The organism is Streptomyces sp. CNH287 (genome assembly GCF_000424825.1).
In genome coordinates this window covers 643,683-669,145 of sequence record NZ_AUKQ01000003.1, presented here as the reverse complement: position 1 = coordinate 669,145, position 25,463 = coordinate 643,683, and the positions used below count along the sequence as shown (strand labels likewise).

Sequence of the window (25,463 nt, the reverse complement as noted above, 5' to 3'; positions counted from 1 at the left end):
GGGCTTTCATCGGTGAGTTGGTGCGCGCAGGTCGGTTATTCCGGTCCCCAGGATAACGAGCCGTTCGCCGTATTTCTTCGGCTCAGTTGATGAATCCGGGAGTTGCACCTTTTGATGAGAAGCGGCCTGCGGCGAGCCCGGAGCAGGCACTGCGGACGGGGACGGCACGGCCCGGCGTGAGGGCTCGACCGCCACGCAGCCGACCAGTCGCGGACCGAGGGGCAGATCCAGTGCCCGGAGCCCGCCGAAGTCCGCGCCCGCCACCGTCTCGACCTGGGTGAGGTCCGTCGCGATGCCCGTCCCGACGCCCTTCAGCAGCGCTTCCTTCCGCACCCAGCAGCGCAGGAAGCGCCCGGGGTGCTCCGTCGCACCGCCGCGCAGCACCCAGCGGCGCTCCCGCGCCGTCAGACACCGGGCGAGCAGACCGTCGAACGCGGCGAGCGGCCGTACCCGCTCGACGTCCACGCCCACCCGCTCACCGCCGGGTGCGACGGCGAGCACCCAGAAAGGCCCGCACCGGGAGTGGTTGAAGGATATTCCGGTGGCCGGTGCGGTGATTGCGGGACGGCCGTGCCGTGTATCGCCGCAGCCGGGGCACGCATGGCGTCCGAATTCGATTTCTGCGGCCCCGCATTCGAGATATCGGGCCAATATCCGCCGGACTCGGGCATGGGCGCCGACGTAGTGCCCCGACTCCACCGGGTCGGCGAACCGGGCGGCCCGCGCGCGTTCGGCGGCGGAGAGGACCGCGGCGTCGGCGGGTGTCGCCTCCCCGGTCTCGCCGGACCAGAGGTGCACCTCCGGGATGGTCACGCCGAACTGCCCGGCGGCGCGGGCTTCCCGGCTTCGGCGGCGGCTCCGGCCACCGGTCGCGCACGCTGGGGCGGCCGGCGCGGCGGCTCACCGCCGGGCGGCACCGTTGTGACGCCCAGCAGGTGCAGCAGCGGGCCGGCCATGGCGGTGGTGAGGACGGCGAGGACCACCATCATGGTGAACATATCGCCGTCTATGACGCCGAGTTGGCGCCCGACGTCCAGCACGACGAGTTCGGTCAGCCCGCGGGTGTTCATCAGGACGCCGAAGGCGCCCGCCTCCCGCCAGGACATGCCCGCCGCCCGCGCCGGGAGTGCGGCGCCCGCGAACTTGCCGACGACCGCCACCGCCACCAGGAACAGCAGGACCAGCAGCCCGGACGGGTCGAGCGCGCCCAGGTCGACGGTGAGCCCGGTGACGATGAAGAAGACCGGCAGCAGCAGCGCCACGACCTTGCTCATCGGCGCGGCGACGTGCTCGTGCACGTCGCGCGAGACGGTGCGGGGCATGGCGAGCCCGAAGGCGAACGCCCCGAAGATGGCGTGGATGCCGATCCAGGAGGTCACCCAGGAGGAGAGGAACACCCCGGAGGCGGCCAGCGCGAGGAACGTACCGCTCGCCGCCGACCGGGACGAGCGCGCCGCCCGGCCCACCAGCGTTCGCAGCAGCGGGCGCACCACGCACGCCATGACCAGCCCGTAGGCCACGGTCAGCGCGATGACGACGAGGAAGCGGCCCGCCCCGTCCGCCTCGGACACGGCGATCACCAGGACCAGGACGCACCAGGCCAGCACGTCGCCCACCGCCGCGCACGCCATCGCCATCGTGCCGACCTTGGTCCCGGACATCCCGCTGTCCGTGATGATCCGGGCCAGCACCGGGAAGGCCGTGATGGCGAACGCGGTGCTCAGGTAGAGGATGAACGTGCTCCGGTGCACGTCCTCGCCGCCGTGGCGGGTGAAGAGCAGCGCCGCGGCTCCGGCGCCGAGCGCGAACGGTACGGCCATCGACAGCCCGGCCAGTGTGGACACGGCCTTGCCCCGGCCGCGCAGCCTGGTCAGATCCAGCTCCCAGCCGGCCAGGAACATGAACAGCAGCAGCCCCACCTGGGCGATCACCGAGAGCATCGGGCGCGCGTCGTCGGGGAAGATCCGGCCCGGCAGGTCACCGGGCAGCAGCCCCAGGACACTGGGGCCGAGCATGATGCCGGTGGCTATCTCCGCGACGACCGGCGGCTGCCGCATCCGGCGGCTGAGCCTGATCATCGCCGCACCCGCCAGCAGCACGATGGCGACATCGGCCATGACGACCGCCTCCAGGGTGAGCCCGGTGTCTGCCATCTCGCCTCCACTGCGGTCCGGGGCGCTTGGCCGCCCAGTGAGAATCCTTGTGAACTCCGGGCGCGCGCACCATCGGCCGAAGTGGGGGATTCCGAGCGGAGGGCGGCCGGGCACCTCGCACTTGAGAGGGAGTCCCAGCAATAGGGATGAGTCCCGAGCGGCCCTCCCGGCCCGTTTGCGGGGCGGTTGCGCTGCGTAGGCGGCGGAGGTCAGGCGCCGCCCGCCGCCCGGCGCGCACAGTGGGGACCGTACAGACGTTCCCGTTACTGACGGTTCATCAGGATTCTGTCACAGAACTGTCGCACCATCAGGCGGACTTCACCCGTCTCCGCCGGAGGCCGGAATCACCGCAGGTCATCGACGCAGCAGGAGCCCGGCGAGCCGGACGGGGAGGGGAATCGGGCCCTTCATGGCGCCAGGAGGCGCCGATCCGAAGCCTTGCGCCGCACTTGACGCCTTGTGTACTTTCACCTGGGTGGAACTAATTCAACGGTGAAAGAGACTACGTACAGTAGTTCACACATCCTTGACAGCTTGTTCACGCCGCGGCCTTCATGCGCGCCGCGGCCACGCGTCTCACTACCGGCACTACCGGCACTACCGGGGGATTCCTGATGGAGTTCGACTGGACCGCGGTTCAACAAGATCGCTACCTCACTACCCTCCGAGCCGTCCGCGACGCCTTTCCCACGGACCGGCCCGATCCGCACCGCCCCTTCAGCCGCCAGGACTGGTCGACCCTCGCCCGGCTGGGCCTGCTCGGCTCCTGCGTGTCCGACAAGTACGGCGGCCAGGCGCTCGGCGCACTGGACACCGCCCGGCAGTTCGAGGCACTCGGCGAGGGCTGCGCGGACACCGGCCTCGTCTTCGCCGCCAGCGCGCACCTCTTCGCCTGCGCCGTGCCGCTGAGCGAGTTCGGCAGTGACGGGCTCAAGTCGCGCTATCTGCCCGGCCTGTGCGACGGGAGCGCCGTCGCGGGGAACGCCATGACCGAGGCGGAGTCGGGGTCGGACGTCTCGCGGCTGCGGGTGACCGCGACGGAGGTCCCCGAGGGCTACCTGCTCAACGGCGAGAAGAGCTTCGTCAGCAACGGCCCCGCCGCCGACGTCTTCGTCACCTACGCCACCACCGACCCGGACTCGGGCCACCTGGGCCAGACCGCCTTCGTGGTCCCGGCCGACGCCCGCGGGGTCCGCTCCGGTGAGCTGTTCGACAAGATGGGGCTGCGCTCGTGCCCGGCCGGCACGGTCACCTTCACCGACTGCCTGGTCCCGGCCGACCACGTGCTCGGCGTCCCCGGCATGGGAGCGACCATCTTCCAGCAGTCCATGGGCTGGGAGCGCGCCTGCCTGTTCGCGGGCTACGTGGGCATGATGGCCCGGCTGGTCGACCGCTGCGTCGAACACGCCAGGACGCGGCGCCAGTCCGGCCGCCGCCTCGCCGACTTCCAGGCCGTCTCGCATCGCATCGTCGACATGAAGATGCGGCTGGAGAGCGCCCGGCTCCTGCTCTACCGCGCCTGCTGGGAGATGGACCGGGGCAGCCCCGCCCGGCTCTCGGTCGCGCTCTCCAAACTGGCCGCCTCCGAGGGCGCGCTGGCCTCGGCGCTGGACGCCGTCCGGGTCTTCGGCGGACAGGGCTATCTCGCCGGTTCGGGCATCGAGTCGGCGGTGCGCAACGCCATGCCCGGCGTGCTCTTCTCCGGCACCTCCGAGATCCAGAAGGAGCTCGTCGCGAAGGAGCTGGGGCTGTGAGGCTGCACGACCTGGTCATCCGCGCGGCCCGGCACAATCCGGCGGCCCTCGCCGTGCACGCGCCCGACGGCGCCCTCAGCTACGGGGCGCTCGACCGCCTCGCCGACCGCTACAGCGCGGCGCTCGCCGCACAGGGGGTGGGCCCGGGAGACCGCGTACTGCTCTGGGCACCCAAGAGCGGCCGGGCCGTGGCGCTGATGCAGGCGTGCCTGCGCCGCGGGGCGGTCTACGTCCCGGTGACCGAGTCGAACCCGCCCTCCCGGCTGGCGCTGATCAGCCGGGGGTGTGCGGCCTCGCTCGTGGTCACCGACCCCTCCGGCGGCGAGCGCGCGGAGGCGGCGGGCTGGGACGCCGCGCCGCTGACCACCTTCGACGCGCTGCTGGAGCGCGCCGGAGCCGACCCCGCGCCGGCGCCGTTCGACTCCTCCCCCGACGACACCGCGTACATCCTCTACACCTCCGGGTCGACGGGCGAGCCCAAGGGCGTCTGCCTGAGCCACCGCAACGCCCTGGCGTTCGTGGTCTGGGCGAGCGACACCCTGGGGCTCGGCCCCGAGGACCGGCTCTCCAACCACGCGCCGTTCAACTTCGACCTCTCGGTCTTCGACCTGTACGCGGCCTTCCACGCCGGGGCGGCCGTCTTCCTCATCCCGCAGGAGATGGCGTACGCCCCCCGGCAGCTGGTGCGGTTCCTGCGCGAGGAGCGTCTGACCGTCTGGTACTCGGTGCCGTCCGCGCTCACCTTGATGATGTCCGGCGGCGGGCTGTTCGACGAGGGCCCCCCACCGGCGCTCAGGGCGTGCATCTACGCCGGTGAGCCCTTTCCGCTACCTCTCGCACAACAATTGCGACTGCAATGGCCAAAAGTGCGCATGTTCAACTGGTACGGACCGACGGAGACGAACGTCTGTACCTCGTACGAGGTGACGGAGGCCGATCTGCACCGGGAATCACCGCTCCCCATCGGCACCATGTGCTCCGGTGACTCCATGGAGCTGATGCCCGGGGAAACCGAAGGGGAGTACGACTTCTGGGTGTCCGGGCCGAGCGTCATGCTGGGATATTGGGGCGCCCCGGCGCACGCCGGCGCATATCCGACGGGAGATATCGTCCGGCTGGACGCGGAGGGAAATCTCGAATACGTCGGAAGGCGCGATCAGATGGTGAAGATCCGCGGGCAGCGGGTCGAGCTGGGGGAGATCGAGAGCGTACTCGGCGCACATCCTCAGGTGGCGGACGTGGTGGCCGTCGTCGTCGGGGAGGGCATGCGGGCGGCGCTGCACGCCGTGCTCGTCGGGAAGGACCCGGGAAAGCCCGTCTCGCTGCTCGGACTCAAGCAGTGGTCCGCCGAGAGGCTGCCCTCCTACATGGTCCTCGACACCGCGCACTTCGTCGACGAGCTGCCCCGCACGGCGAACGGCAAGACGGACCGCAGGCGCATCGCGCAGAGCATCGGGTGACCAGCGCCTGAGCGGAGCGGCGGACCGGAGCGCAGCCGGTGAGCACGCAGGCAGGCCCCCCACCACCCGGCGGTGGGGGGCCTGCCTGCACTGCTTCCGAGGGGCCCGCGCTCAGGGGGCCGCCGGCGCGAGGGCCGGGGCTCCGGCCCGGACCATGCCGACCTCGTACGCGTAGATCACCGCGTGCACGCGGTTGCGCAGTTCGAGCTTGTCCAGCATCCGCTGGACGTGGGACTTCACCGTGCTCTCGCTCACGAAGAGGACGGACGATATCTCGGCGTTGCTGCAACCGCGGGCGATGAGCCGGAGGACGTCCGCCTCCCGGCGGGTCAGGCAGCCCAGATAGACGTTCCCGGAGTCAGGGCTCGACTCGCCCTGCGCGGAACCCTGGTCGAAACTCCCCTTGCCGCTGCCGGGCAGCAGCAGCGCGTAGCCCGCGGCCACCACGCGCACCGCGGAGACGATCTCCGCCGGACTGGACTGGTTGAGCAGGAGTCCGCGCACTCCGGCGCGCAGTAATCTGTGCACGCGCTCGTCGAATTCGTCGATCAGGACCAGGACGGGCGGTGCGGCACCATTGGATTCCGCTGCCATTCGACGGACGATCTCCACCGCGTCCAGCGCGTGAGAATGCCAGTCGAGCACCACGATGTCCGGTCTCAGGCCGGCCGCACTGCGCACTGCGTGCTGAGTGTCACCGGCGTCCCCCACCACCACAAGATCCGAATTGCCCTCGAAGAGCATTCGGTATCCGGCTCTCGTCACGGTGCGGTCATTCACCACAAGAATACGTGTAGCCGCTCCCTGCCTCACGGCACCCCCGATCGCCTGTATCATCGTTTAGTCAAGATAGCACAGCGAGGGCCTTCATGAGAACCTCACACAGGCCGCTCCGGACGTCGCCGAAATCCATAAAAAGCGTTTACTTTAGTAAATCAATGATCTGCTTTGTTTGTATTTCAATTTCCTTCTGACAAACATTCAAGAAATTCACAATCCCGCAACGCCCGTGGTCACGGCCGCCCTGCGGGTCCGGGTTGCGGCGCCGGACGGCGGGCGGGGCCCGGCGGGACGTACCGCCGTTCGAGCCTGCGGCAGGGCAGCACGGCGCGCCGGGCCCTTGCATTAGCAAGAGGTCCGGGCGCGAGGGGCGGTACGCCCCGGGTGGGCGGAGTGCGCGCGCGGGATGCCCCGCGGGTCACTTCCCGGCGTCCTCCAGGCCTGTCAGGACGGTCACCAACTGCCGGGCGTCCTCCTCCGTGAGGTCCAGCTCGCCCAGGATGTAGCGCTGGATGTTCGGCGCGACGAGCTTGACCACCAACTCGCTCCGCACGCTGGCCAGCGGCTCGTAGTGGAAGATGTACCGCGCCAGGGTGAGGCCGATCAGCTGGCTGGAGACCAGCGAGGCGCGCAGCGGGATCTCGGCCGGATCGACCACCGTGTCCAGCCTGCTGAGCACCCGCCGGATGATCTGCGTGGTGAAGTACTCCCGCAGCAGCAGGCCCTGCCACTGGTGCGACACCGCACCCCGCAGCAGGCCGAAGAGGGCCGGGCCGGTCGCCGGGCCCTCGCAGATCCCGAGGAACGACTGGACGATGCGCTCGGGCACCGCCTCGACACCCGCGCCGAAGATGTCGGCGATCAAGGCAGCCGGCTCGACGGGTATGTCCACGACATCCCGGAAGAGCTGTTCCTTGGTCCCGAAGTAGTGGTGCACCAGCGCGGCGTCGACGCCGGCCATGGCGGCGATCTGGCGGATGGACGCGCTGTCGTACCCCCGCTCGGAGAATATCGTCCGGGCCGCGGCCAGTATCTCTCCGCTGGTGTCCCGGTTACCCGGCCGTCGGCCGGTCCGCTGTGCCATCTCTACTCCGGCTGAACGCATAGGTGTCGGTATCAGAAGTGGTGGCCGCGGCAGAGCCGCGGCCACCACTCCGGCACCGAATCATGTGGTTGTGTCAGGTCTCCGCGGACGCCGTGCGAGGGCGCCGGTGCACTGGTGAGGCGACCGGCGCACGCCGCCGGCGCGTCCGTACCCGCGGTAAGTCATCATTCGGTGAGGATACGATCTCCGGCCGCGCGGGTGAAGCCCCTTTCGGGTAATCGGTTCGCCTCCTTCGGGAATCAGCCCCCGCCACAGGGCGGTTCGGCATCCGGGCTACCCGGCCGCGGACGCGGACCGGCGGAAGGCCAGCGAGACGTTCTGCCCACCGAAGGCGAAGGAGTTGCTGAGCGCCCCGGCGGGCCGCCGCGGCAGCTCCCGTGCCGCGCCCCGCACGACGTCCAGGCCCGCCGCACCCTCCGGGGTCTCCAGGTTGAGGGTCGGCGGTACGACGCCGTGGTGGAGCGTGAGGACGGTGGCGACCGCCTCCACCGCTCCCCCGGCGCCGAGCAGATGCCCCGTCATCGACTTCGTCGAGGTCACCGACACGAACTCCGCCGCCGGCCCCAGCGCCGACCGCAGCGCCGCGCTCTCCGCCGCGTCGCCCTGCGGCGTACCGGTCGCGTGGGCGTTGACGTGCGCGACATCGGCGGGGTCCATCCCCGCGTCCGCCAGCGCCCGCGCCACGGCCACCGCCGTACCGGCCCCGGTGGGTTCCGGGTTGGCGATGTGGAAGGCGTCGGCGGAGCGGCCGAAGCCGGCCAGCTCGCCGTAGACGCGGGCGCCGCGGCGCTCCGCGTGCTCCGCCGACTCCAGCACCAGCACGCCCGCGCCCTCGCCCAGCACGAAGCCGTCCCGGGTCGCGTCGAACGGGCGGCAGGCGCGCTCGGGGTCGTCGTTGCGCCGCGAGAGCGCCCGCATGGCGGCGAAGCCCGCGACCACCACGGGATGGATCATGGCCTCGGCCCCGCCCGCCAGGACGACGTCCACCCGGCCGGTCCGGATCAGCTCCACGCCCCGGGCCAGCGCGTCCGCACCGGAGGCGCACGCGCTGGCCGGGGCGTGGAGTTCCGCCGTCGCGCCGAACTCGATGGACAGCCAGGCCGCCGAGCCGTTCGCCATGTACCGGGGCAGGGTCAGCGGCGAGACCCGCTGCCAGCCGCTCTCCCGCAGGACGTCGTACTCGTGCAGCAGGGCCTGGAGCCCGCCGCCGCCGGAGGCCACGGCGACGGCGAACCGCTCCGGCTGCGGCTGCGGGCTGCCCGCGTCCGCCCACGCCTCGCGGGCGGCCGTCAGCGCGAACTGCTGTACGCGGTCGAGGCGGCGGACCTCGAACGGCGCGAGCCGCTCCGCCGGTTCCTCCGCGGCCACGCCCGCGATCCGCACGGGCAGCTCGTCCGCCCAGGCTGTGCTGATCTTGCGCACACCGGAGCGCCCGGCGGTCAGCGCCGCCCAGCTGGTCGCGACGTCACCCCCCACGGGGGTGCTCGCCCCCAGCCCGGTGACGACCACGCGCGGTGGCGCGTCCGCCGCCCCGGTGTCCCCGGTGCCCCCGGTCATGCCGAGACACCCGCCCGCCGGATGTAGTCGATCAGGTCGCCGACCGTGCGCAGGGACTTCATGTCCTCGTCGGGGACCTCGACGCCGAAGCGGTCCTGCGTGACCATCGCGATCTCGTACATGGACAGCGAGTCGACGTCCAGGTCGTCCACGAAGGTCTTGCCCGGCTGCACCTTGCCCGGCGGCGTCCCGCACACGTGGTTCAGGATCTCCGCCAGGATGCTCAGGATCTCTTCCTCGGACCGTGCCATGTCATGTCCCTCTTCTCTCGGTTCCCTCGGTATCTCTGGTCACCCCGGCACGCCCGCGTCCGCGGGGCCAGGGCCTGTCTGGCAGTCCCTGGGCCGGGCCGGTCACCGCAGCTGCCTGGCGGCCCGGAGTTCCTCGGCGATGTGCGGCGGAATCCCCAGTTCGGCCGCCTCCGCCTCGGTGAGCGAGACGGGGATGCTCTGCGGGTGGCGGAAGACGTCCTCCGGGTCGTACCGCTTCTTGACCGCCATCAGCCGGGGCAGGTTCTCCTCGTAGTAGTCCCAGAGCCAGTGCTCGACGGTCAGGTCGATGGTGTTGACGTAGCTGCCCCTGCCTTCGGTGTGCGCGGCGACGCTTGCCCGCAGGTTCTGAATCCAGGCGAAGTTGAGGTCGTCCTCCGCCTCGTCGTCCCAGTCGGTGTGGTAGTTGAGCGCGACGGGGGCGTCCCGGTGGACGAACGCGGTCTCCCGGCGGCCCTTGGCCGCGACGGCGCCGCCGAGCCCGTAGAGGACCACCTCGGCGCGGTGGCTGGGGGCTTGGGCGAGGGCCTTCTTGATCTCCTCGACGGCCCTGTCGCCCAGCGGTTCCGTCACGAACGAGAGGTTGCCCTTCGCCCGTACCGAGGTGGCCTTCATGGCCTCGCCCTGCATGGTCTCCACGAAGGAGAGCGCCTCGATCCAGGGCATGGTCTCGGCGACCTTCTCGGTCGGCTCGACGGCGTGCACCAACGGTGCGATGAGCGGCTCCAGTTCGGCCGCGTCGCCCTCGAAGCAGCCGAGCGCGGCGAACATGTCCTGGTCCTGCGGGTACGCGATGAACAGGGTGTTGATCCGGCCGTCGGCGGTGGCCAGCCACTCCTGCCACGCCTTGATGGCCTCGGCGCCCCGGTCCCAGTCCCAGGCGATGGTGAAGAGCGTGACGTCGCCGATGGGCTGGGTGCGCAGCGTGAAGGAGGTGGCGATGCCGAAGTTCCCGCCGCCGCCGCCGCGGGAGGCCCACAGCAGCTCGTGGTGGCTGTCGTGGTCGGCCACCACGATCCGGCCCTCGGAGTCGACCATCTCGAGCGCCACCAGGTGGTCGCTGAGGAATCCGCGCGAGCGCACCAGGATTCCCGCGCCGCCGCCCAGCACATGGCCCGCGATGCCGATCTCCGGGCAGAAGCCGGCCGGGACCGTGACGCCCCTGGCCCACAGCGCCCGGAAGATGTCGCCCAGGTGCGCCCCGCTGCCCACGGTCACAGTCGAGGCGTCCTCGCTCACCTGGATGTCGTCCAGGCCGCTGACGTCGAGCACCGTGCCGTCGTCCAGTACGGACAGCCCGGACATGGAGTGGCCCCCGGAGCGCACCCGGAAGGGGCCGCCGCGCTGCCGGACCTCACGCAGCGCGCGTACGACGTCGCGGGTGTCCGCGCAGTAGACGATCTCCTTGGGCCGGGCGGCGAAGCACTCGTTCCACACCCTGCGGGCCTCGTCGAACTCACCGTCGGCCGGACCGATCACCCGACCCGTGAACGGGCGCTTGCCCTTCGTGCCGCTCGTCTGGCCGGTCTCGCTCAACTCGTCCACCTCGTTCACCTCGTCCGCCTCGTTCATGTCGCTCCTCTCGCTGGATGGGTCCGCCGTCACCGGCCGCGCAGGGCGATCCGCAGCCCCCTGCGTACGAGCGGCCCCAGGTCGTCCGGCGCCCGGGTGAAGGACCACAGGACCAGCCGCAGGACGGTCGCCGGCGTGAGCCGGACGAACCGGGTGGCCGGGTCGTCCAGCCCCAGGACGGCGGGCACGAAGTCGGCCTCGCGCACGGCGGCGAAGACCCGCCCGGCCGCCTCCGCCGCCTCCGCCCGGCCCGACGCCACGGCCGCGCACTCGGCGGCGGCCGTGGTGAACAGCCGCTGGTAGCCCGCGTGGGTGGGGAAGAGCGAGCCGGGGTAGGGCGCCTTCTCCAGCTCGCGGAAGGCCGCGTCGCTGCCCGTCGCCAGCAGCTGCCCGTACGCGTCCAGGGCCGGGAAGCCGCCGAAGCGGAATCCGGCCTGGAGCACGTACAGCGCGGACTTGGCGAGCGCGGCGTCGCACAGCGAGGCCGTGAGCATGGCGGTCAGGTCGTCGTTGGCGTTGAGGCTGCGGCGGGTGAAGCGGTCCAGGGGCTCGAACCGCTCGGTGGCGTAGTCGCCGTCGCGTACGGCCTCCAGCAGCCGCCAGGCGAGCATGTTGACCGCGCCGAGCCCGGCGGCCAGAGCGCGCGAGTTGAACGGGTCGACGTATCCGGCCGCGTCCCCGATGACGCACCAGCGGTGGCCGACGGTGTGCGAGACGGAGTGCTGGTGGCGCCCGGTGGAGACCCACGGCTCGACGGGTTCGGCCCCCTCGAACTGCTCGGCCAGCGCCGGGTAGCGGCTCAGGAATTCGGCGAACTGCTCCTGGGGAGCGCCCTGTTCGGGATGCAGGTCGGCGTCCAGGGTGAGCGTCACCCCGGTCGAACGTGCCGCTGCGCCGGGGTGGTTGCCGAACGGGATGGCCCGCAGGTACCCGCCCGCGAACAGGTGGTGGGTGCTGCCGCCCGTCCAGGACGCCGCCTTCCCGTACGCCTTCGCCGGGCGCATCACCTCCTCCATCGGCCGGCCTCCGGCCAGCCGGGCGTACAGGGACCGGGTGCGGGTGGTGAACCTGCTGCCCGGCTCAATCAGCCGGCGGTCCGTCAGGAAGACCGACCCCGGCCCGCTGGCGTCCACCAGGTAGTCGGCGGTCAGCCGCTCCCCGTCGACGTCCGTGACGGTGACGACGCCGTCCGCCACGCTCACCCGCGCCACCTTGGCCCCCGTACGCACCGAGGCGCCCAGGGACTCCGCCACCTCGCGCAGCCGCCGGTCCAGGGCGGGCCGCCGCAGGTTCGGCTCGGGCGGCGCCTTGGCGGGCATGCTGACCTGCATGACCTCGGACGGCTCCGGGGAGCGGCCCGGCCGCTGGTAGACGAAGCTGTGGCACAGCTCCGCCCCCAGCGGCGCGGGCAGCTCGGCGAGGAGCGGTTCGAAGGCGGCGAATCGCTGGAACTCCGGCACCTTGTAGCGCGCGCCGAGCACCCGCAGGTGCCGGGTGACCTCCGCGCCCATCTCGTCGAGCCCGGCGGCCGGATGGGCCTCGTCGCCCGCCATGACCACCTTCACGCCATGGCGGACGAGGACGGCCGCGAGGGCCGAGGCGACCGTACCGGTGCCGAGGATCACGATGTCGTGGTGGGCGGGGCCCGCGACGTCGCCGTTTCTCACCGGCCGGCTCCCGCCGTGCCGTCGGCGGACTCGATCAGGCCGCTCTCCACCAGCTGGTCGAGATAGGTGTCGAACAGGGCGTCGTCGGGGGCCGGGCAGCTGATGCCGCTGCCCTCGAGGGCTGCCTGGAGCGCGTCCGTACGGTAGACGGTGCCCGCCTCCGACGGCGTGCCGCCGCCGGAGGCACCGTTCGCCGCCGCGACCGGCCAGCCGCGGCGGCGCAGCTGGGCGAGGAGTTCGGCGCCGGTGACCGGGCGCGGGTTGACCAGGTGGAAGTCGCTCCCGTACGCCTCGGCCGTGGTGGCGATGTGCACCAGGGCGCGGGCCGCGTAGTCGACCGGGGTGACGTCCACGCCGTCGGCTCCGGCCCCGGTACCGGCGGTCCCGGCCGTCACGTGGGCGCGCAGGAGCGTGGCGAGGGAGCCGTCCGCCGGGCCGCTGCCCGTGGTGGAGTCGCCCGCCACCTGGCCCAGCCGGTAGACGTTGACCGGGATGTGCCGCAGCCGCGCCTTGGAGATCACCGTCTCCGCGGCCCACTTGCTCTGGCAGTAGCCGTCGCCCAGCCGCCCGGCGTCCGCGAGGTCGCCGTCCTCGGCGCGTACGGTCCCGGGCTCCGGCGCGGTGCCCCAGATCGTGTGCGTCGAGACGTGGTTGATGGCCTTGAGCGGGCCGCGGCAGGCGAGCCGGACGATCTCCTGGGTGCCGCCGACGTTCACGGCGCGCAGCTGCTCGTAGGTGCTGGTGGGGCTGGTCTCCGCACCCGCGTGGTAGATGCTGCCGACCGTCTGCGCCAGCTCGTCGAACGCGGTGTCCGAAAGGCCGAACCGCGTCTTGGCCAGGTCGCCGGGGACGATGACCAGCCGTGCCGTGTCCTCCTCCCGCCACTGCGGCAGGTAGCGGGCGGCGTTCGCCCGCACCCGCTCCAGGCCCTCGGCCGGGTCGGTGCAGCGCACCAGGCAGTGGACGGCGGCGTCGGTGGCCTCCAGCAGGCGGGCCAGCAGGTGTGCGCCGACGAAGCCGGTGGCGCCGGTCAGCAGGACCGCCTCGGGCGCCCGCCAGCTGCCGCGCATCGGCTCGCCCGGCCGGATGTCCGGGTCGAGGCCGCCCTCCTCCTTGAGCCGTTCCGGGTCCGACCAGTCGATGTCGGCGGAGGCGGTGGCGCGCTCGCCCGCACCGGGCAGCTCGTGCTCGCGCTCGACGCGGTCGGTGATGAAGTCGGCCCACTGCTCGATGGTCGGGCGGTGGAACAGCTCCCGGGGCGAGAGGGTGATGAGCAGGTCGTTGCGGCAGGCCGTCACCACCTGCATGACCAGGAGCGAGTCGGCGCCCAGTTCGTGCAGGTCGGCGGCGCCGTCGATCTCGTCGGCCGGGGTCCACAGGGCGGTCGCCAGCATGGCCCGCAGGTAGTGGGCGACCTGCGCCGGGCGGTCCGCAGCGGCGGCCCCGGCCAGGCTGCCCAGCAGGGGCGAGCCCGCGGGGCGCTCCGTACGGGCGGCAGCCGCGCCGGCCGCGTCCGCGGCGGCTCCGGAGGCACCGGTGGCCGCGTCGTCCTGGTACCAGTACCGCTCGCGCTGGAGGGCGTAGGTGGGCAGCTCGACGCGCTCGCGCGAGCCGCCGGCGTACAGGCCCTGCCAGTCCACCGGCACCCCGAGCACGTACAGCTCGGCCAGCGCCTGGCGGATCTGGTCGCCGTCGGTGGTGCTGCGGCGCAGGGACGAGATCCAGCTGTCGCGGCCGGGCTCGGACACCGCGTGGGCGCCCATGCTCAGCAGCGTCCGGCCGGGGCCGCACTCCAGGTAGGTGGTGTAGCCCTTGCGGTCGAGCGTGCGCATGCTGTCCCGGAAGCGGACCGCCTCGCGGGCGTGCCGGACCCAGTAGTCCGGGTCGGACATGGTCTCGGCCGTCGCCTCCTCGGCGGTGAGGTTGGAGATGAGCGGCAGCGTCGGGGCGCCGAACTCGACGCTCGCGGCGACCGCCCGCAGCTCCTCCAGCACGGGTTCGACCAGCGGCGAGTGGAAGGCGTGCGAGACGCGCAGCCAGCGAGCGGGCAGACCCAGCTTCTTCAGCCGGTCCACGACGGACTGGATGGCGTCCTTGGCGCCCGACAGCACGATGTCCTCGTCGCCGTTGACCGCCGCGATGGCGGCCCGGCCGCCGGTCTTGGCGACCTCGGCGGCGGCCTCCGCCTCGGTGAGCGGTACGGTCACCATCGCGCCCGGCTCGGACAGCGACTGCATCAGCCGCGCGCGGGCCGCGATCAGCTTGGTGGCGTCCGCCAGGCTGAACACCCCGGCGACGCAGGCGGCGACGTACTCGCCGACGCTGTGGCCCACCACGGCGCTGGGACGTACACCCCAGGAGCGCCACAGCTCGTAGAGGGCGTACTCGACGGAGAACAGCGCGGGCTGGGTGTACTCGGTGCGGTCGATGAGGGCGGCGTCCTCGCCGCTTCCGTAGACCACGTCCAGCAGGGGCTTGTCCAGGTGGGGCCGGAGCAGTTCGGCGCACCGGTCCATGGCCTCGCGGAAGACGGGCTCGGTGTCGTAGAGGCCGCGGCCCATGTCCGGGTACTGGGTGCCCTGGCCGGTGAAGAGGAAGGCGACCTTGGCGGTGGCCCGGGTGGCGACGCGCCGGGAGCTGACGCCCGGGTCCCTGGTCCCGCTGACGAACCGGTCCAGCCGCTCGCGCAGTTCGCCGGTCGAGCCCGCGACCACGGCCAGCCGGTGGGGCAGGGTGGCGCGGCCGGTGGCGGCGCTGCGGCAGACGGCGCCCAGTTCCGCGGCGGGGCCGTCAGCCAGCCGCGCCGAGTAGCGCCGGGCCAGTTCGCGCAGCGCGGCGTCCGACTTGGCGGACAGGGGCAGCAGTTCGTGCGGGCGGGCGGCGGGGGCCGGGGCCGCGTCGGGGGCCGGTGCCGGGGCCTCACCGAGGACGAGATGGACGTTGGTGCCGCTGACGCCGAACGAGCTGACCCCGGCGTAGCGGATGTCCTCCCCGGCGCGCCACTCGGTGGCCTTGGTGGGCACGTCGATGTGCAGCGCGTCCCAGTCCACGTTGGGGTTGGGCTGGGTGAAGTGCAGGCTGGGCGGGATCTCGCGGTGCCGCAGGGACAGGGCGAGCTTCATCAGCCCGGCCACCCCGGCGGCGGCCTCCAGGTGGCCGATGTTCGTCTTCACCGAACCGACGTACATACGCCGGTCGTCCGGCCGGCCCGCACCCAGCACCGCTTCCAGGGCGCGCAGTTCGATCGGGTCGCCGAGCATGGTGCCGGTGCCGTGCGCCTCGACGTAGTCGAGCGTGCCGGGGGCGACGCCCGCGTCGGCGAGGGCGGCGCGGATGACCTCCTGCTGTGCCATACCGTTGGGCACCGAGATGCCGCTGGAGCGGCCGTCGTGGTTGACCGCGCTGCCGTGGATGACGGCGGCGATGCGGTCGCCGTCCGCGAGCGCGTCGGAGAGCCGCTTGAGGACGACCACGCCGCAGCCCTCGCCCCGGCCGTAGCCGTCCGCGCTCGCGTCGAACGCCTTGCAGCGGCCGTCGGGGGCGATCGCACCGGCCTTGCTGACCAGCACGAAGCCGTACGGCGTGAGCATCAGGTTGACGCCGCCCGCCAGCGCGAGGTCGCACTCCCCGCGGCGCAGGCTCTGGGTGGCGAGGTGGGCGGCCATCAGCGAGGACGAGCAGGCGGTGTCCACGACGTGCGAGGGGCCCCGCAGCCCGAAGTGGTAGGAGAGGCGCCCGGCCAGGAAGGCGGGTTCGCCCATGAGCTGGTACGGGTCGACGTCCTCGATGTCGGCGGTCTGCTGGCGCAGCCGTACGTAGTCGTTGGTGCTGGCGCCGATGAACACGCCGGTGGCGGAGCCCTCCAGGCTGTCGGGCGCGATGCCGGCGCCCTCCAGTGCCTCCCAGGCGACCTCCAGGGCGATCCGCTGCTGCGGGTCCATCGCGACCGCTTCGGTCGGCGAGATGCCGAACAGCGAGGCGTCGAAGGAGTCCACCTGGTCGACGAACCCGCCGTCGACGCAGTACGCCTTGCCCGGGGCCTCGGGGTCGGCGTCGTAGACGGCGTCCGCGTCGCCGCGTTCGGCGGGGAAGCGGGTGACGGCGTCGACGCCCTCCCGCAGCACCCGCCAGTAGTCGTCGGGCGAATTGGCGCCGCCGGGGAAGCGGCAGCCCATACCGATGATCGCTACGGGTTCGGCGGCCCGCTCACGCTGCTCCAGCCGTCCCCTGAGCCCGGCGATGGTGTCGAGCGCGCGGGCGAGCCTGGCCCGGTCGTCCGTATCCGATGCGGTCATTGCTTTCGCCTCTCTGCTGTGTCCTGCTGTTCCAGGTGTGCCGGTGCTGCCAGGTGTTCCACCGCGGCCATCTCCCGTTCGAAGCGGGCGGTCAGGTCGTCCTGCGCGGCGGCCGAGTCGTCCCGCGCGGCCGGGCCGGGGGGCGCGGCCGTCGGCGCGGGCGGCGCCGACGGCGTCAGGCCGAGCACGTCGGCCGCCAGATATCCGGCGAGCGCCTCGGCGTTCGGGTATTCGAAGGCGAGCGTGTTCGGCAGTACGCAGCCGAAGCGGCGCTCCAGCCGGACCTTCATCTCCAGCGCGGTGATCGAGTTCATCCCCAGGTCGAAGAAGCCTTGCCGGGTCTCCAGTTCGTCCGCGGACTCGGCGCCCAGGACCACCGCGGTCTCGGTCAGCACCTGCCCCACCAAGGAGCGGTGGCGCTCCTCGTCGGGCAGCGCCGCCAGCTGTGCGCGCAGGGCGTCGACGGCCGCCTCGCCGTCCGGGTCGCCGCCCGCCTCCAGCGCGTCGAACAGCGGCCAGCCCGTCTGCCGGTAGAGCGGCAGCATGATGCCCCAGTCGACCCGGCAGACGCCCGCCTCGACGGCGTCCGCGGCCACCAGGTGGTCCAGGGCCTCGATCGCCGCCTCCGGCGGAAGCGGCTCCAGCCCGGCCCGTACCATCATCGACCGGGTCGCCCCGGAGAGCAGGCCGACCTCGTCCCAGGGCGCCCAGCGCACGCACAGGGCGTGCTCGCCGCGGGCGCGGCGCCGGTGGGCGAGCGCGGCGAGCAGCGCGTCGGCCGGTGCCTGCCGGGCGACGCCCAGGGAGCCCCAGTCGGAGGCGATGCCGCCGAAGACCACGAACAGGTCCAGGTCGGCGCCCCGGCACAGCTCGTCGAGGTGCCGCGAGCCGCGTGCGCGGCGGTGCACGGCCTCGGTGAGCTGCTCGGGCCCCACCTCGGCGGTGTCGCCCAGCTCCCAGTCGACGGCGAGCCACAGCACACCGCGCAGCGGCATGCCGTCCGCCCGGGCGTCCGCCAGCAGGGCCGCCGCCCCGGTCCGGTCGGCCGGGTCGCACCGCAGGGTGCGCACCTCCGCGCCCGTACGGCGCAGGGCGGCCAGCTCGCTGGTGAACTCCCGGTCACGGGAGGGGTGTTCGTCGGTGTGGCTGAGCACGACGCGTTCGGCGCCGCGGCCGACCAGCCAGCGGGCCACGTGCAGGCCGAGGCCGTCGGCGCCCTCGGCGACCACGTACGCGCCGCCGCGCCGGCCGCTCCCGGGCGTGCCGACCCGGGGGGCGGCGGGGCGGCGGACCACCCGCGGGATGATCCGGCGGCCGTCGCGTACGGCGAGCTGGTCCTGGCCGTCGTCGGACAGCAGGCGCTCCAGCACGGCGGCGGCCTCGGCGTCCGCCGCGGAGGCGCCTCCGGCGGCGGCCGGGTCGAGGTCCAGCAGGCCGCCCCAGGCGTTCGGGTGCTCCATCGCGGCGACCTTGGCGAGGCTCCACACGGGGGTCTGCGCGGCGGCGACCGGCTCGGGTCCCGTGCCGGTGGCGCGGGCGCCCCGGGTGAGGTACCAGGTGGGGCGTACGGCCCGGCCCGTGCCGAGTGCGCGGGCGAGGGTGAGCACCGCGTCGTAGACCTGCGCGCCCGCCTCGGGCACGGCCTCGGCACCGCTGCCGCCACCGGCTCCGGTCTCCGCCGGCAGGTCCAGCGCCCACAGGTGGACGGCGCCCCGGCAGCCGGGGCCGCGTACCGTCTCGTGCGCCAGCTTGGCCAGCCCCGCCGGGTCGGCGGCCTCCTGGCGCGTCACCAGTACGGGGCGCCCGCCGCGTGCGCGCAGCTGCGCGGCGAGCGCCTCGGCCACGCCGCCCTCGTCGGCCAGCAGCAGCCAGGTGCCGTCCGCCGCGGGGGTGTTCGCGGCCGGTGTGTTCGCCGCAGGAAACTGGGCGGGCGGCGGGCAGGGCAGCCACTCCTGGGTGTAGAGCAGCCGGTCGAGCCGGGCGCGGGTCTCGGGGGGCACCGGGACCACCGGCGGCCCGCCCAGCACCACGCCGGTCAGCACTGCGGCCACCGTGCCGTCCGCGCACAGCAGTTGGACGTCGCCGCACATGCGGCCGTCCGCCGTACCGGTGAGCTTGGCGCGTACGGTCAGCCGGGGGCCCGGCTCGCGCAGCAGCACCAGCCGCTCCACCGCCAGCGGCAGCAGCGGACCGCCGCGCTCGGAGCCGTCGGCGGCCAGCGCGAGGGTGTGCAGGCACGCCTCCAGCAGGCCGGGTTCGAGTGCCCAGCGGGGCACCGGACCGGCGGCGGGCTCGCGTTCGAGTTCCACCGTGCAGGCGCCGTCGCCCCGGGCGGCCGAGCGCACCCGCAGGCGCTGGGTGCAGACGCCCGACGAGGCCAGCAGGTCGGCCACTTCGGCGGGCGGCAGCGCGGCGGTGACCGCGGGTGCCCCCCAGGGCTCCGCGTCCGCCGGGGCGGCGCCGGTGAGGCGGCCGTCGGCGCGCAGTACGGCTTCCTCGCCGTCGGCGGCACCGTCGGCGGCCGGGTAGGTGTGCACGGTGAAGCGGTCCGCTCCCCGGTCGCCGCGGCTGCCGGCGTCCCGCTCCAGGGTCAGCTGGGCGGTCGGCACGGCGGCGCCGTCGTGGCCGTCGCCGTCGCCGTCGAGCAGCAGCGGCGGGTGGAGCGACACGTCGGCCAGCGCCAGGGGCCCGGCACCGAGCCGTTCGCGCCCGGCGGCCAGCGCCATCTCCAGCCAGGCGGCGCCGGGTACGAGGCGGGAGCCCCACAGGCGTCCGGCCGGCAGCGCGTCCAGCAGCGCGGCGTGCAGGTCCGCCTCGTACAGGCGCATCCCCGCCCCCCGTACGGCCCGGACGCGGCGCGCCAGCAGCGGGTGGCGGCCGGCGGCCGGGGCCCACGCGGCGGTGCCCGTACCGGCGGAGTCGCCGGACGAGAGCCAGTGGCGCCTGCCCTGCCAGGCGTAGGACGGGGTCTCCACGACCCGGCCGCCGCCCGGGTAGAGCCGCGCCCAGTCGACGGGGTACCCGGCGCAGTGCAGGGTGCCCAGGGAGCCGAGCATGACGGTGAGGTCGTCGGTGTCCCGGCGCAGCGAGGGCACCAGGACGGCGTCCGTGCCGCGCTGCCGCAGATCCTGCTCGATGGAGGTGAGGAGGAGCGGGTCGGGTGAGATCTCGATGAAGGTGTCGTGCCCCTCCTGCGCCAGCTGCCCGATGGCGGTGGAGAAGCGGACGCGGTCGCGGAGGTTGCGGCCCCAGTAGGCGGCGTCGTGCGCCTCGCCCGCCAGCAGGCCGCCGGTCACCGAGGAGTAGAGCGGCAGTTCGGCCTTCCGTGGGCGCAACCAGCGCAGGGATTCGGTCAGTTCGCGGTCGAGCGGCTCGACGAGCGGGCAGTGCCCGGCCCCGGCGGCGTCGATGCGGCGGCTGAAGACGTTGCGGGCCCGGCACGCGGCCAGCACCTCGGTCAGCGCGGCCTCCTCGCCGGAGACGACGGTGGTGCGCTCGCTGTTGCTCAGGGCGACCCACAGCCGGTCCTCGTAGCCCTCGAGCACTGCCTCTGTCTGCTCGACGGTGAGCCCCAGTACGCCCATCGCGCCGCTGCCGACCAACTGGGCCTGCACAGCGGCCCGCACCCGGATCAGCCGGGCCGCGTCCTCGATGGTGAGCACGCCCGCCGCCTGTGCGGCGGCGACCTCGCCCATGCTGTGCCCGACCACGGCGGCCGGCTCGACGCCCAGGCTCCGCCAGCGGCGGGCCAGCGCAACCTGAACGGCGAAGATCAGCTCCTGCTGGCGGGGGCCGTCCGGGGCGGGCTCGCCGCGCTCCAGGTGGTCCAGGACGGACCAGCCCAGTTCGGGGCGCAGATGGCCGTCGCACCAGACCATGACGGCGCGGAAGACCGGGTCCTCGGCGAGCAGTCGGCGGGCCATGCCGGGCCACTGGGAGCCGTGCCCGGAGAAGACGAACACGGGGCGGCGGTCGGCGCCGCCGGGCACCGCGCCCGTGCTCAGCCCGAGCGCGCGCTCGCCCGCCTCGAACGCGGCGAGCCGCTCGGCGAGTTCGGCGCGGGTACGGCCGACGACGGCCACCCGGTGGCCGAGGTGGGTGCGGCGGGTGCTCGCGGTGAAGCACAGGTCGTGCGGCGGGTCGGCGGCGGCCGGTGCGGCGGGGTCGGCGGCCGGTGCGGCCGGTTCCGTGAGCAGCCGCCGGTACGCCGCCGCCTGGGCGGGCAGGGCCGAGGCGCTGCTCGCCGAGAGCGGCAGCAGGTACGCCCCGCCGGGTGCCCCTTCCGCGCCGTCGGCCGCGTCCGCCGTACCCGCAGCGCCTGCGGCGGGGGCCGTACGCGGCGGGGCCTCGCCGAGCACCAGGTGCGCGTTGGTGCCGCTGAAGCCGAACGCGCTGACCCCGGCGACCCGGCGGCGCTCGCCGCGCGGCCACGGCGTGCGCGCGGTCGGCACCTCGAACGGCAGCTGGGCCCAGGGGATCTCGGGGCTGGGCTCGCGGAAGTGCAGGTGCGGCGGGATCTCCTGGTGGCGCAGGCTCAGCACCGTCTTGATCAGCCCGGCCACCCCCGAAGCGGCCTCCAGGTGACCGAAGTTGGTCTTCACCGAGCCGACGGCGGCGGGTGCTCCGTCCGGGCGCTCACCGAGCGCGGCGCCCAGCGCCTGGAGTTCGATCGGGTCGCCGAGCGGGGTGCCGGTGCCGTGCGCCTCGACGTACCCGACATCGGCCGGGCCGACGTCGGCGTCCGCCAGCGCGTCCCGGATCAGCGACTCCTGGGCCGGTCCGTTGGGCACGGTGAGCCCGCTGCTGGGGCCGTCCTGGTTGACCGCCGAGCCCAGGATCGTGGCGAGCACCTCGTCGCCGTCGGCGAGCGCGCGGGAGAGCGGCTTGAGGACGACCACGCCGCAGCCCTCGCCGCGCGTGTAGCCGTCGGCGGCGGCGTCGAAGGTCTTGCACCGGCCGTCGGCGGCGAGCGCACCCGCCGCCTGGCTGGCCAGGTGGATGGTGGGGCGCAGGATGACGTTGACCCCGCCCGCCAGCGCGAGATCGCTCTCGCCGCTGCGCAGGCTGCGTACCGCCAGGTGCGTGGCGACCAGGGAGGAGGAGCAGGCGGTGTCCACGGCCAGGCTGGGGCCGCGCGCGCCCAGGAAGTAGGAGAGGCGGCCGGAGGTCGAGCAGAAGGAGTTGCCGGTGCCGTAGAAGGCGTCGATGTTCTCCGGGGCGTTGGCGATCAGCTCGACGTAGTCGTGCGAGTTCATGCCCACGAACACGCCCGTACGGCTCCCGGTCAGCCGGTCGGCCGGCTGGCCCGCGTGCTCCAGCGCCTCCCAGGCGACCTGGAGGAACAGCCGCTGCTGCGGGTCCATCACGCGTGCCTCGCGCGGCGGAATGCGGAAGAACTGCGCGTCGAAGTGGTCGACCTGGTCCAGCCACGCGCCGCGCCAGCGGCTCCCGTCGTCGAAACGGCCCTCCGGGGACTCGGTGATGGCGTCCGTGCCCTCCTGGAGCATCCGCCAGTACGCGGCCGGGCCGGTGGCCCCGCCGGGGAAGCGGCAGCCGACGCCGATGACCGCGATCGGCTCGGGGGCTGCCGGGGCGGCCTGCCCGAAGGGGGCCGCCGCACCGGCGGGCACCGACCGCGGGGCAGGGCCCTGCCCCGCGGCGGGTGCCGGTTTCGGGGCGCGCTCCCGCAAGAAGGCGGCCAGCCGCTCGACGGTGGGGTGGTCGAAGGCGACGGTGGCGGGCAGCCTGCCCACCTCGTGCTGGAGCAGCGTGCGCACCTCCAAGGCGGTGAGCGAGTCCATGCCCAGGTCGGTGAAGCCCTGGCGGCGGCGCAGGGTGGCGGGGTCGTGCCCGAGCACCTGGGCTACCACGCGTGCGACCAGGTCCTCCAGATCGCGGTGCCCGGCGGCGGGCTGCTGGTCCGCCGGTGGGGACAGCTGGTCCGCCGGTGCGGACCGCGCGGGCTGATCCGCGGCCCCGGAAGCGGCGGCGGCGCGGGGGGCGGAGCCGGCGCCCGTACCTGTGCCGGGCAGGTCCAGCCGCAGGTCCGTCGCCTCACCGACGACCCGGCCGTGCTCGTCGTACACCCGCAACTCACCGCGCAGCGCGCCCTGCGGCGCGGGGGCGGGCGCGCCGCCCGCAGCGGGGGCCGACTCCGGCCCGGTGCGCTGTCGCGGCGCTGCGGGCTTCATCCAGTACCGCTTGCGCTGCCACGGGTAGCCGGGCAGCTTGACGGGGCGCCCGTCCGGCGGGCCGACGGCGCGCCAGCGCACGGGAGCGCCGGCCGCGTAGAGCGCGCCGAGCGAGCCCAGCAGGGTGTCCGCCGCGTCCGTGTCCCGGCGCAGCGAGGGCACCACGAGGGGGTGGCCCACCTCGTGGTCGTCGAAGGCGTGCGCGAGCGGGACGGACAGCACCGGGTGCGGGCCCAGTTCGACGAAGGTGTCGTGCCCGTCGGCCAGCAGGGCGTCCACGGCGGCGGCGAAGCCGACGGGCTCCCGTACGTTGCGGGCCCAGTAGTCGGCCGTGAAAGCGTCCTCCTCGGCGAGCAGTGTGGTGGTGAGGATGGGGACGGTGGCCGGACGGGGCCGGAGGCCGGCCAGCAGCGCGGCCATGCGCTCCTGGTACGGGGCCATCAGCGGGCTGTGGAAGGGGTAGTCGCCGGGCAGCACCCGGCAGCTGGTTCCCCGCTGCTGAATGCCCCGGGCCCACTCCTCCAGTGCCGCCGCGTCGCCGGAGACGACGGTGGAGCGGGCGCTGTTGCAGGCGGCGATCCACAGCCGGTCCGCGTACGGCTCCAGCGACGCCCGGGTGTGCGCCTCCGAGAGGTCGACGGAGGCCATCGCGCCCTGCCCTGCCGAGTCGGCGAGCAGCTCGCCACGATGGACGATTATTCGTACGGCGTCCGCCAGTTCGAGTACGCCGGCCACGTGCGCGGCGGCCACCTCGCCCATGCTGTGGCCCACCACCGCGGCGGGCTCGACGCCCCAGGAGCGCCACAGCGCGGCCAGCGAGACCTGGAGGGCGAAGATGACCGGCTGGGCGTACTCGGTGCGGGCGAGGCGGGAGTGCGGTGCCTCGGCGGCGAGTTCGTCCGCCGCCGACCAGCCGGCCTGCGCGCGGATCAGGGCGTCGCAGGCGTCGAACGCCTCCCGGAAGACCGGCTGCCGCGCCAGCAGTCCGCGTCCCATGCCGGGCCACTGCGAACCCTGGCCGGAGAAGGTGAAGACGATGCGCGGCTCCCGCTCCTCGTCCGTGCCGCCGCTGCTGAGCCCGGCGGCCGGGGCGCCCTCCAGGTAGGCGCCGAGCCGCTCGGCGAGCTGCTCCCGGCTGTCCCCGCTGACGGTCAGCCGGTGCTCCCGGTGGTGGGCGCGGCCCGCGCCCAGGGTGTGCGCCAGGTCCCGGAGGGGGGTGGCGGGGCCGCCGGTGAGGTGTTCCCGGTAGGTGCGGGCCAGTTCGGTGAGGGCGTCGCCACTGCGGGCCGACAGCGGCAGCAGCACCGGCCCGGCGGTGGCGGGGCGGTCGTCCGTACGGGGGGCCGCCGCCTCCAGGATCAGGTGCGCGTTGGTGCCGCTGAGCCCGAAGGCGCTCACGCCGGCCAGGCGGGGGCGGGCCGGGCCGTCAGCGGCCTCGGCGGCCCCGTCGGCGGGCCAGGGGGTGGACTCGGTGGGGACGACGACCGGCCAGTCCCAGCGGATGAGCGGGTTGGGCGTGGTCAGGTGCAGGTTGGCGGGGATCTCGCCGTGCTTGAGGATGAGCGCCGTCTTCAGCAGCCCGGCGATGCCGGCCGCCGAGTCCATGTGGCCCAGGTTGCCCTTGAGCGAGCCGACGAACAGCGGGCGTTCGGCCGGGCGTCCCGCGCCCAGCACGCCGCGCAGCGCGCTCATCTCGATGGGGTCCCCCAGCGGGGTGCCGGTGCCGTGCGCCTCGACGTAGCCGATGTCGGCCGGGTCGACGCCCGCGCGGGCCGCCGCCTCGCGCAGCAGCCGCTGCTGGGCGACGCCGTTGGGCACGGTCAGGCCCGCGCTCGCACCGTCGTGGTTGACGGCGGTGCCGCGGATGACCGCGAGCACGTCGTCGCCGTCGGCGCGGGCGTCCGAGAGGCGCTTGAGCGCGACGAGCCCGCAGCCCTCGCCTCGGACGATCCCGTCGGCGGACGCGTCGAACGGCTTGCAGTGCCCCTGCCGGGACATCGCCCGGACCTTGGACATGAAGATGCTCAGCTCGGGCGAGAGGATCAGGTTGACGCCGCCCGCCAGCGCGAGGTCCGACTCGCCGCCCAGCAGGCTCTGGCAGGCCAGGTGTACGGCGACCAGGGACGAGGAGCAGGCGGTGTTCACCGAGAGGCTGGGGCCGTGCACTCCCAGCAGGTGCGAGAGCCGGCCGGGTCCGAAACTGAACTCCCGGCCGCTGGCGTACCAGGCGTCGATGCCCTCGGTGCCGCTCTCCTTGGAGTGCAGGAGCGTGTAGTCGGAGCCGATCACGCCGGTGTAGACAGCGGTCCGGGTCCCGGCCAGATCGGCCGTGGCCTGGCCCGCGTCCTCCAGGGCCTCCCAGGCGACCTCCAGGAGCAGCCGCTGCTGGGGGTCCATCTCGTTGGCCTCGCGCGGGGCGATGCCGAAGAACGCGGGGTCGAACTGGTCGACGCCGTCCAGGAACCCGCCCCGGCGGGTGTACATGGTGCCGCGCTTCCCGGGCTCGGGGTCGTAGAAGCGCTCCAGGTCCCAGCGCTGCGGCGGCACTTCGCCGATGGCGTCGACCTTGTCCCGCAGCAGGTTCCAGAATTCCGGCAGTCCGCCGACTCCGTGTGGAAACCGGCAGCCCGCTCCGATGATGGCCACCGCTTCCGGTACGC

Annotated in this window: 12 protein-coding genes; 2 read left to right on the top strand and 10 right to left on the bottom strand. The window is 73.7% G+C overall.

Annotated elements, in window-relative coordinates; all coding sequences use genetic code 11:
• Positions 1-6: 6 nt before the first annotated feature.
• Together H299_RS37305 and H299_RS31830 are read right to left on the bottom strand one after the other, a co-directional pair.
• On the bottom strand, positions 7-813 hold the full coding sequence (locus H299_RS37305; protein WP_051262046.1) for a 4'-phosphopantetheinyl transferase family protein: 807 nt from the start codon (positions 811-813) through the stop codon (positions 7-9).
• Positions 810-2,153 (bottom strand): cation:proton antiporter domain-containing protein, encoded by a 1,344-nt coding sequence (locus H299_RS31830; protein WP_051262045.1) that lies wholly within the window; start codon positions 2,151-2,153, stop codon positions 810-812. The genes H299_RS37305 and H299_RS31830 overlap by 4 nt, the downstream gene beginning before the upstream one ends.
• 614 nt (positions 2,154-2,767) lie before the next feature.
• Here H299_RS31830 and H299_RS0102805 point away from each other — a divergent pair.
• Together H299_RS0102805 and H299_RS0102800 are read left to right on the top strand one after the other, a co-directional pair.
• Positions 2,768-3,907: an acyl-CoA dehydrogenase family protein gene (locus H299_RS0102805; RefSeq protein ID WP_027747167.1), complete on the top strand. Its 1,140-nt coding sequence runs from the start codon at positions 2,768-2,770 to the stop codon at positions 3,905-3,907.
• Positions 3,904-5,367, top strand: coding sequence for an AMP-binding protein (locus H299_RS0102800; RefSeq protein WP_027747166.1), 1,464 nt, complete (start codon positions 3,904-3,906; stop codon positions 5,365-5,367). The genes H299_RS0102805 and H299_RS0102800 overlap by 4 nt, the downstream gene beginning before the upstream one ends.
• Positions 5,368-5,478: 111 nt before the next feature.
• Here the strand turns inward: H299_RS0102800 and H299_RS0102795 are convergent, their stop codons facing one another.
• From H299_RS0102795 to H299_RS37295, 8 genes are all read right to left on the bottom strand, one after another.
• Complete coding sequence (locus H299_RS0102795) at positions 5,479-6,204, bottom strand: response regulator transcription factor (RefSeq protein WP_078512406.1); 726 nt, start codon at positions 6,202-6,204, stop codon at positions 5,479-5,481.
• A gap of 361 nt (positions 6,205-6,565) precedes the next feature.
• A complete protein-coding gene (locus tag H299_RS31825) occupies positions 6,566-7,231 on the bottom strand; it encodes a TetR/AcrR family transcriptional regulator (protein ID WP_078512405.1) in 666 nt (221 codons plus the stop codon).
• A 294-nt stretch (positions 7,232-7,525) separates the two neighbouring features.
• Positions 7,526-8,809 (bottom strand): beta-ketoacyl-[acyl-carrier-protein] synthase family protein, encoded by a 1,284-nt coding sequence (locus H299_RS0102785; RefSeq protein ID WP_051262043.1) that lies wholly within the window; start codon positions 8,807-8,809, stop codon positions 7,526-7,528.
• Entirely contained in the window at positions 8,806-9,060 is a 255-nt protein-coding gene (locus tag H299_RS0102780; RefSeq protein ID WP_027747163.1) for an acyl carrier protein, read from the bottom strand. Before H299_RS0102780 ends, H299_RS0102785 begins: the two co-directional genes overlap by 4 nt.
• A gap of 102 nt (positions 9,061-9,162) precedes the next feature.
• A complete protein-coding gene (locus H299_RS31820) occupies positions 9,163-10,650 on the bottom strand; it encodes an FAD-binding oxidoreductase (protein WP_051262042.1) in 1,488 nt (495 codons plus the stop codon).
• A gap of 29 nt (positions 10,651-10,679) precedes the next feature.
• Positions 10,680-12,317, bottom strand: coding sequence for an NAD(P)/FAD-dependent oxidoreductase (locus H299_RS0102770; protein WP_027747162.1), 1,638 nt, complete (start codon positions 12,315-12,317; stop codon positions 10,680-10,682).
• Complete coding sequence (locus tag H299_RS37300) at positions 12,314-16,612, bottom strand: type I polyketide synthase (protein WP_051262041.1); 4,299 nt, start codon at positions 16,610-16,612, stop codon at positions 12,314-12,316. Before H299_RS37300 ends, H299_RS0102770 begins: the two co-directional genes overlap by 4 nt.
• Positions 16,609-25,449: a type I polyketide synthase gene (locus tag H299_RS37295; protein ID WP_051262040.1), complete on the bottom strand. Its 8,841-nt coding sequence runs from the start codon at positions 25,447-25,449 to the stop codon at positions 16,609-16,611. The genes H299_RS37300 and H299_RS37295 overlap by 4 nt, the downstream gene beginning before the upstream one ends.
• Positions 25,450-25,463 lie beyond the last annotated feature (14 nt).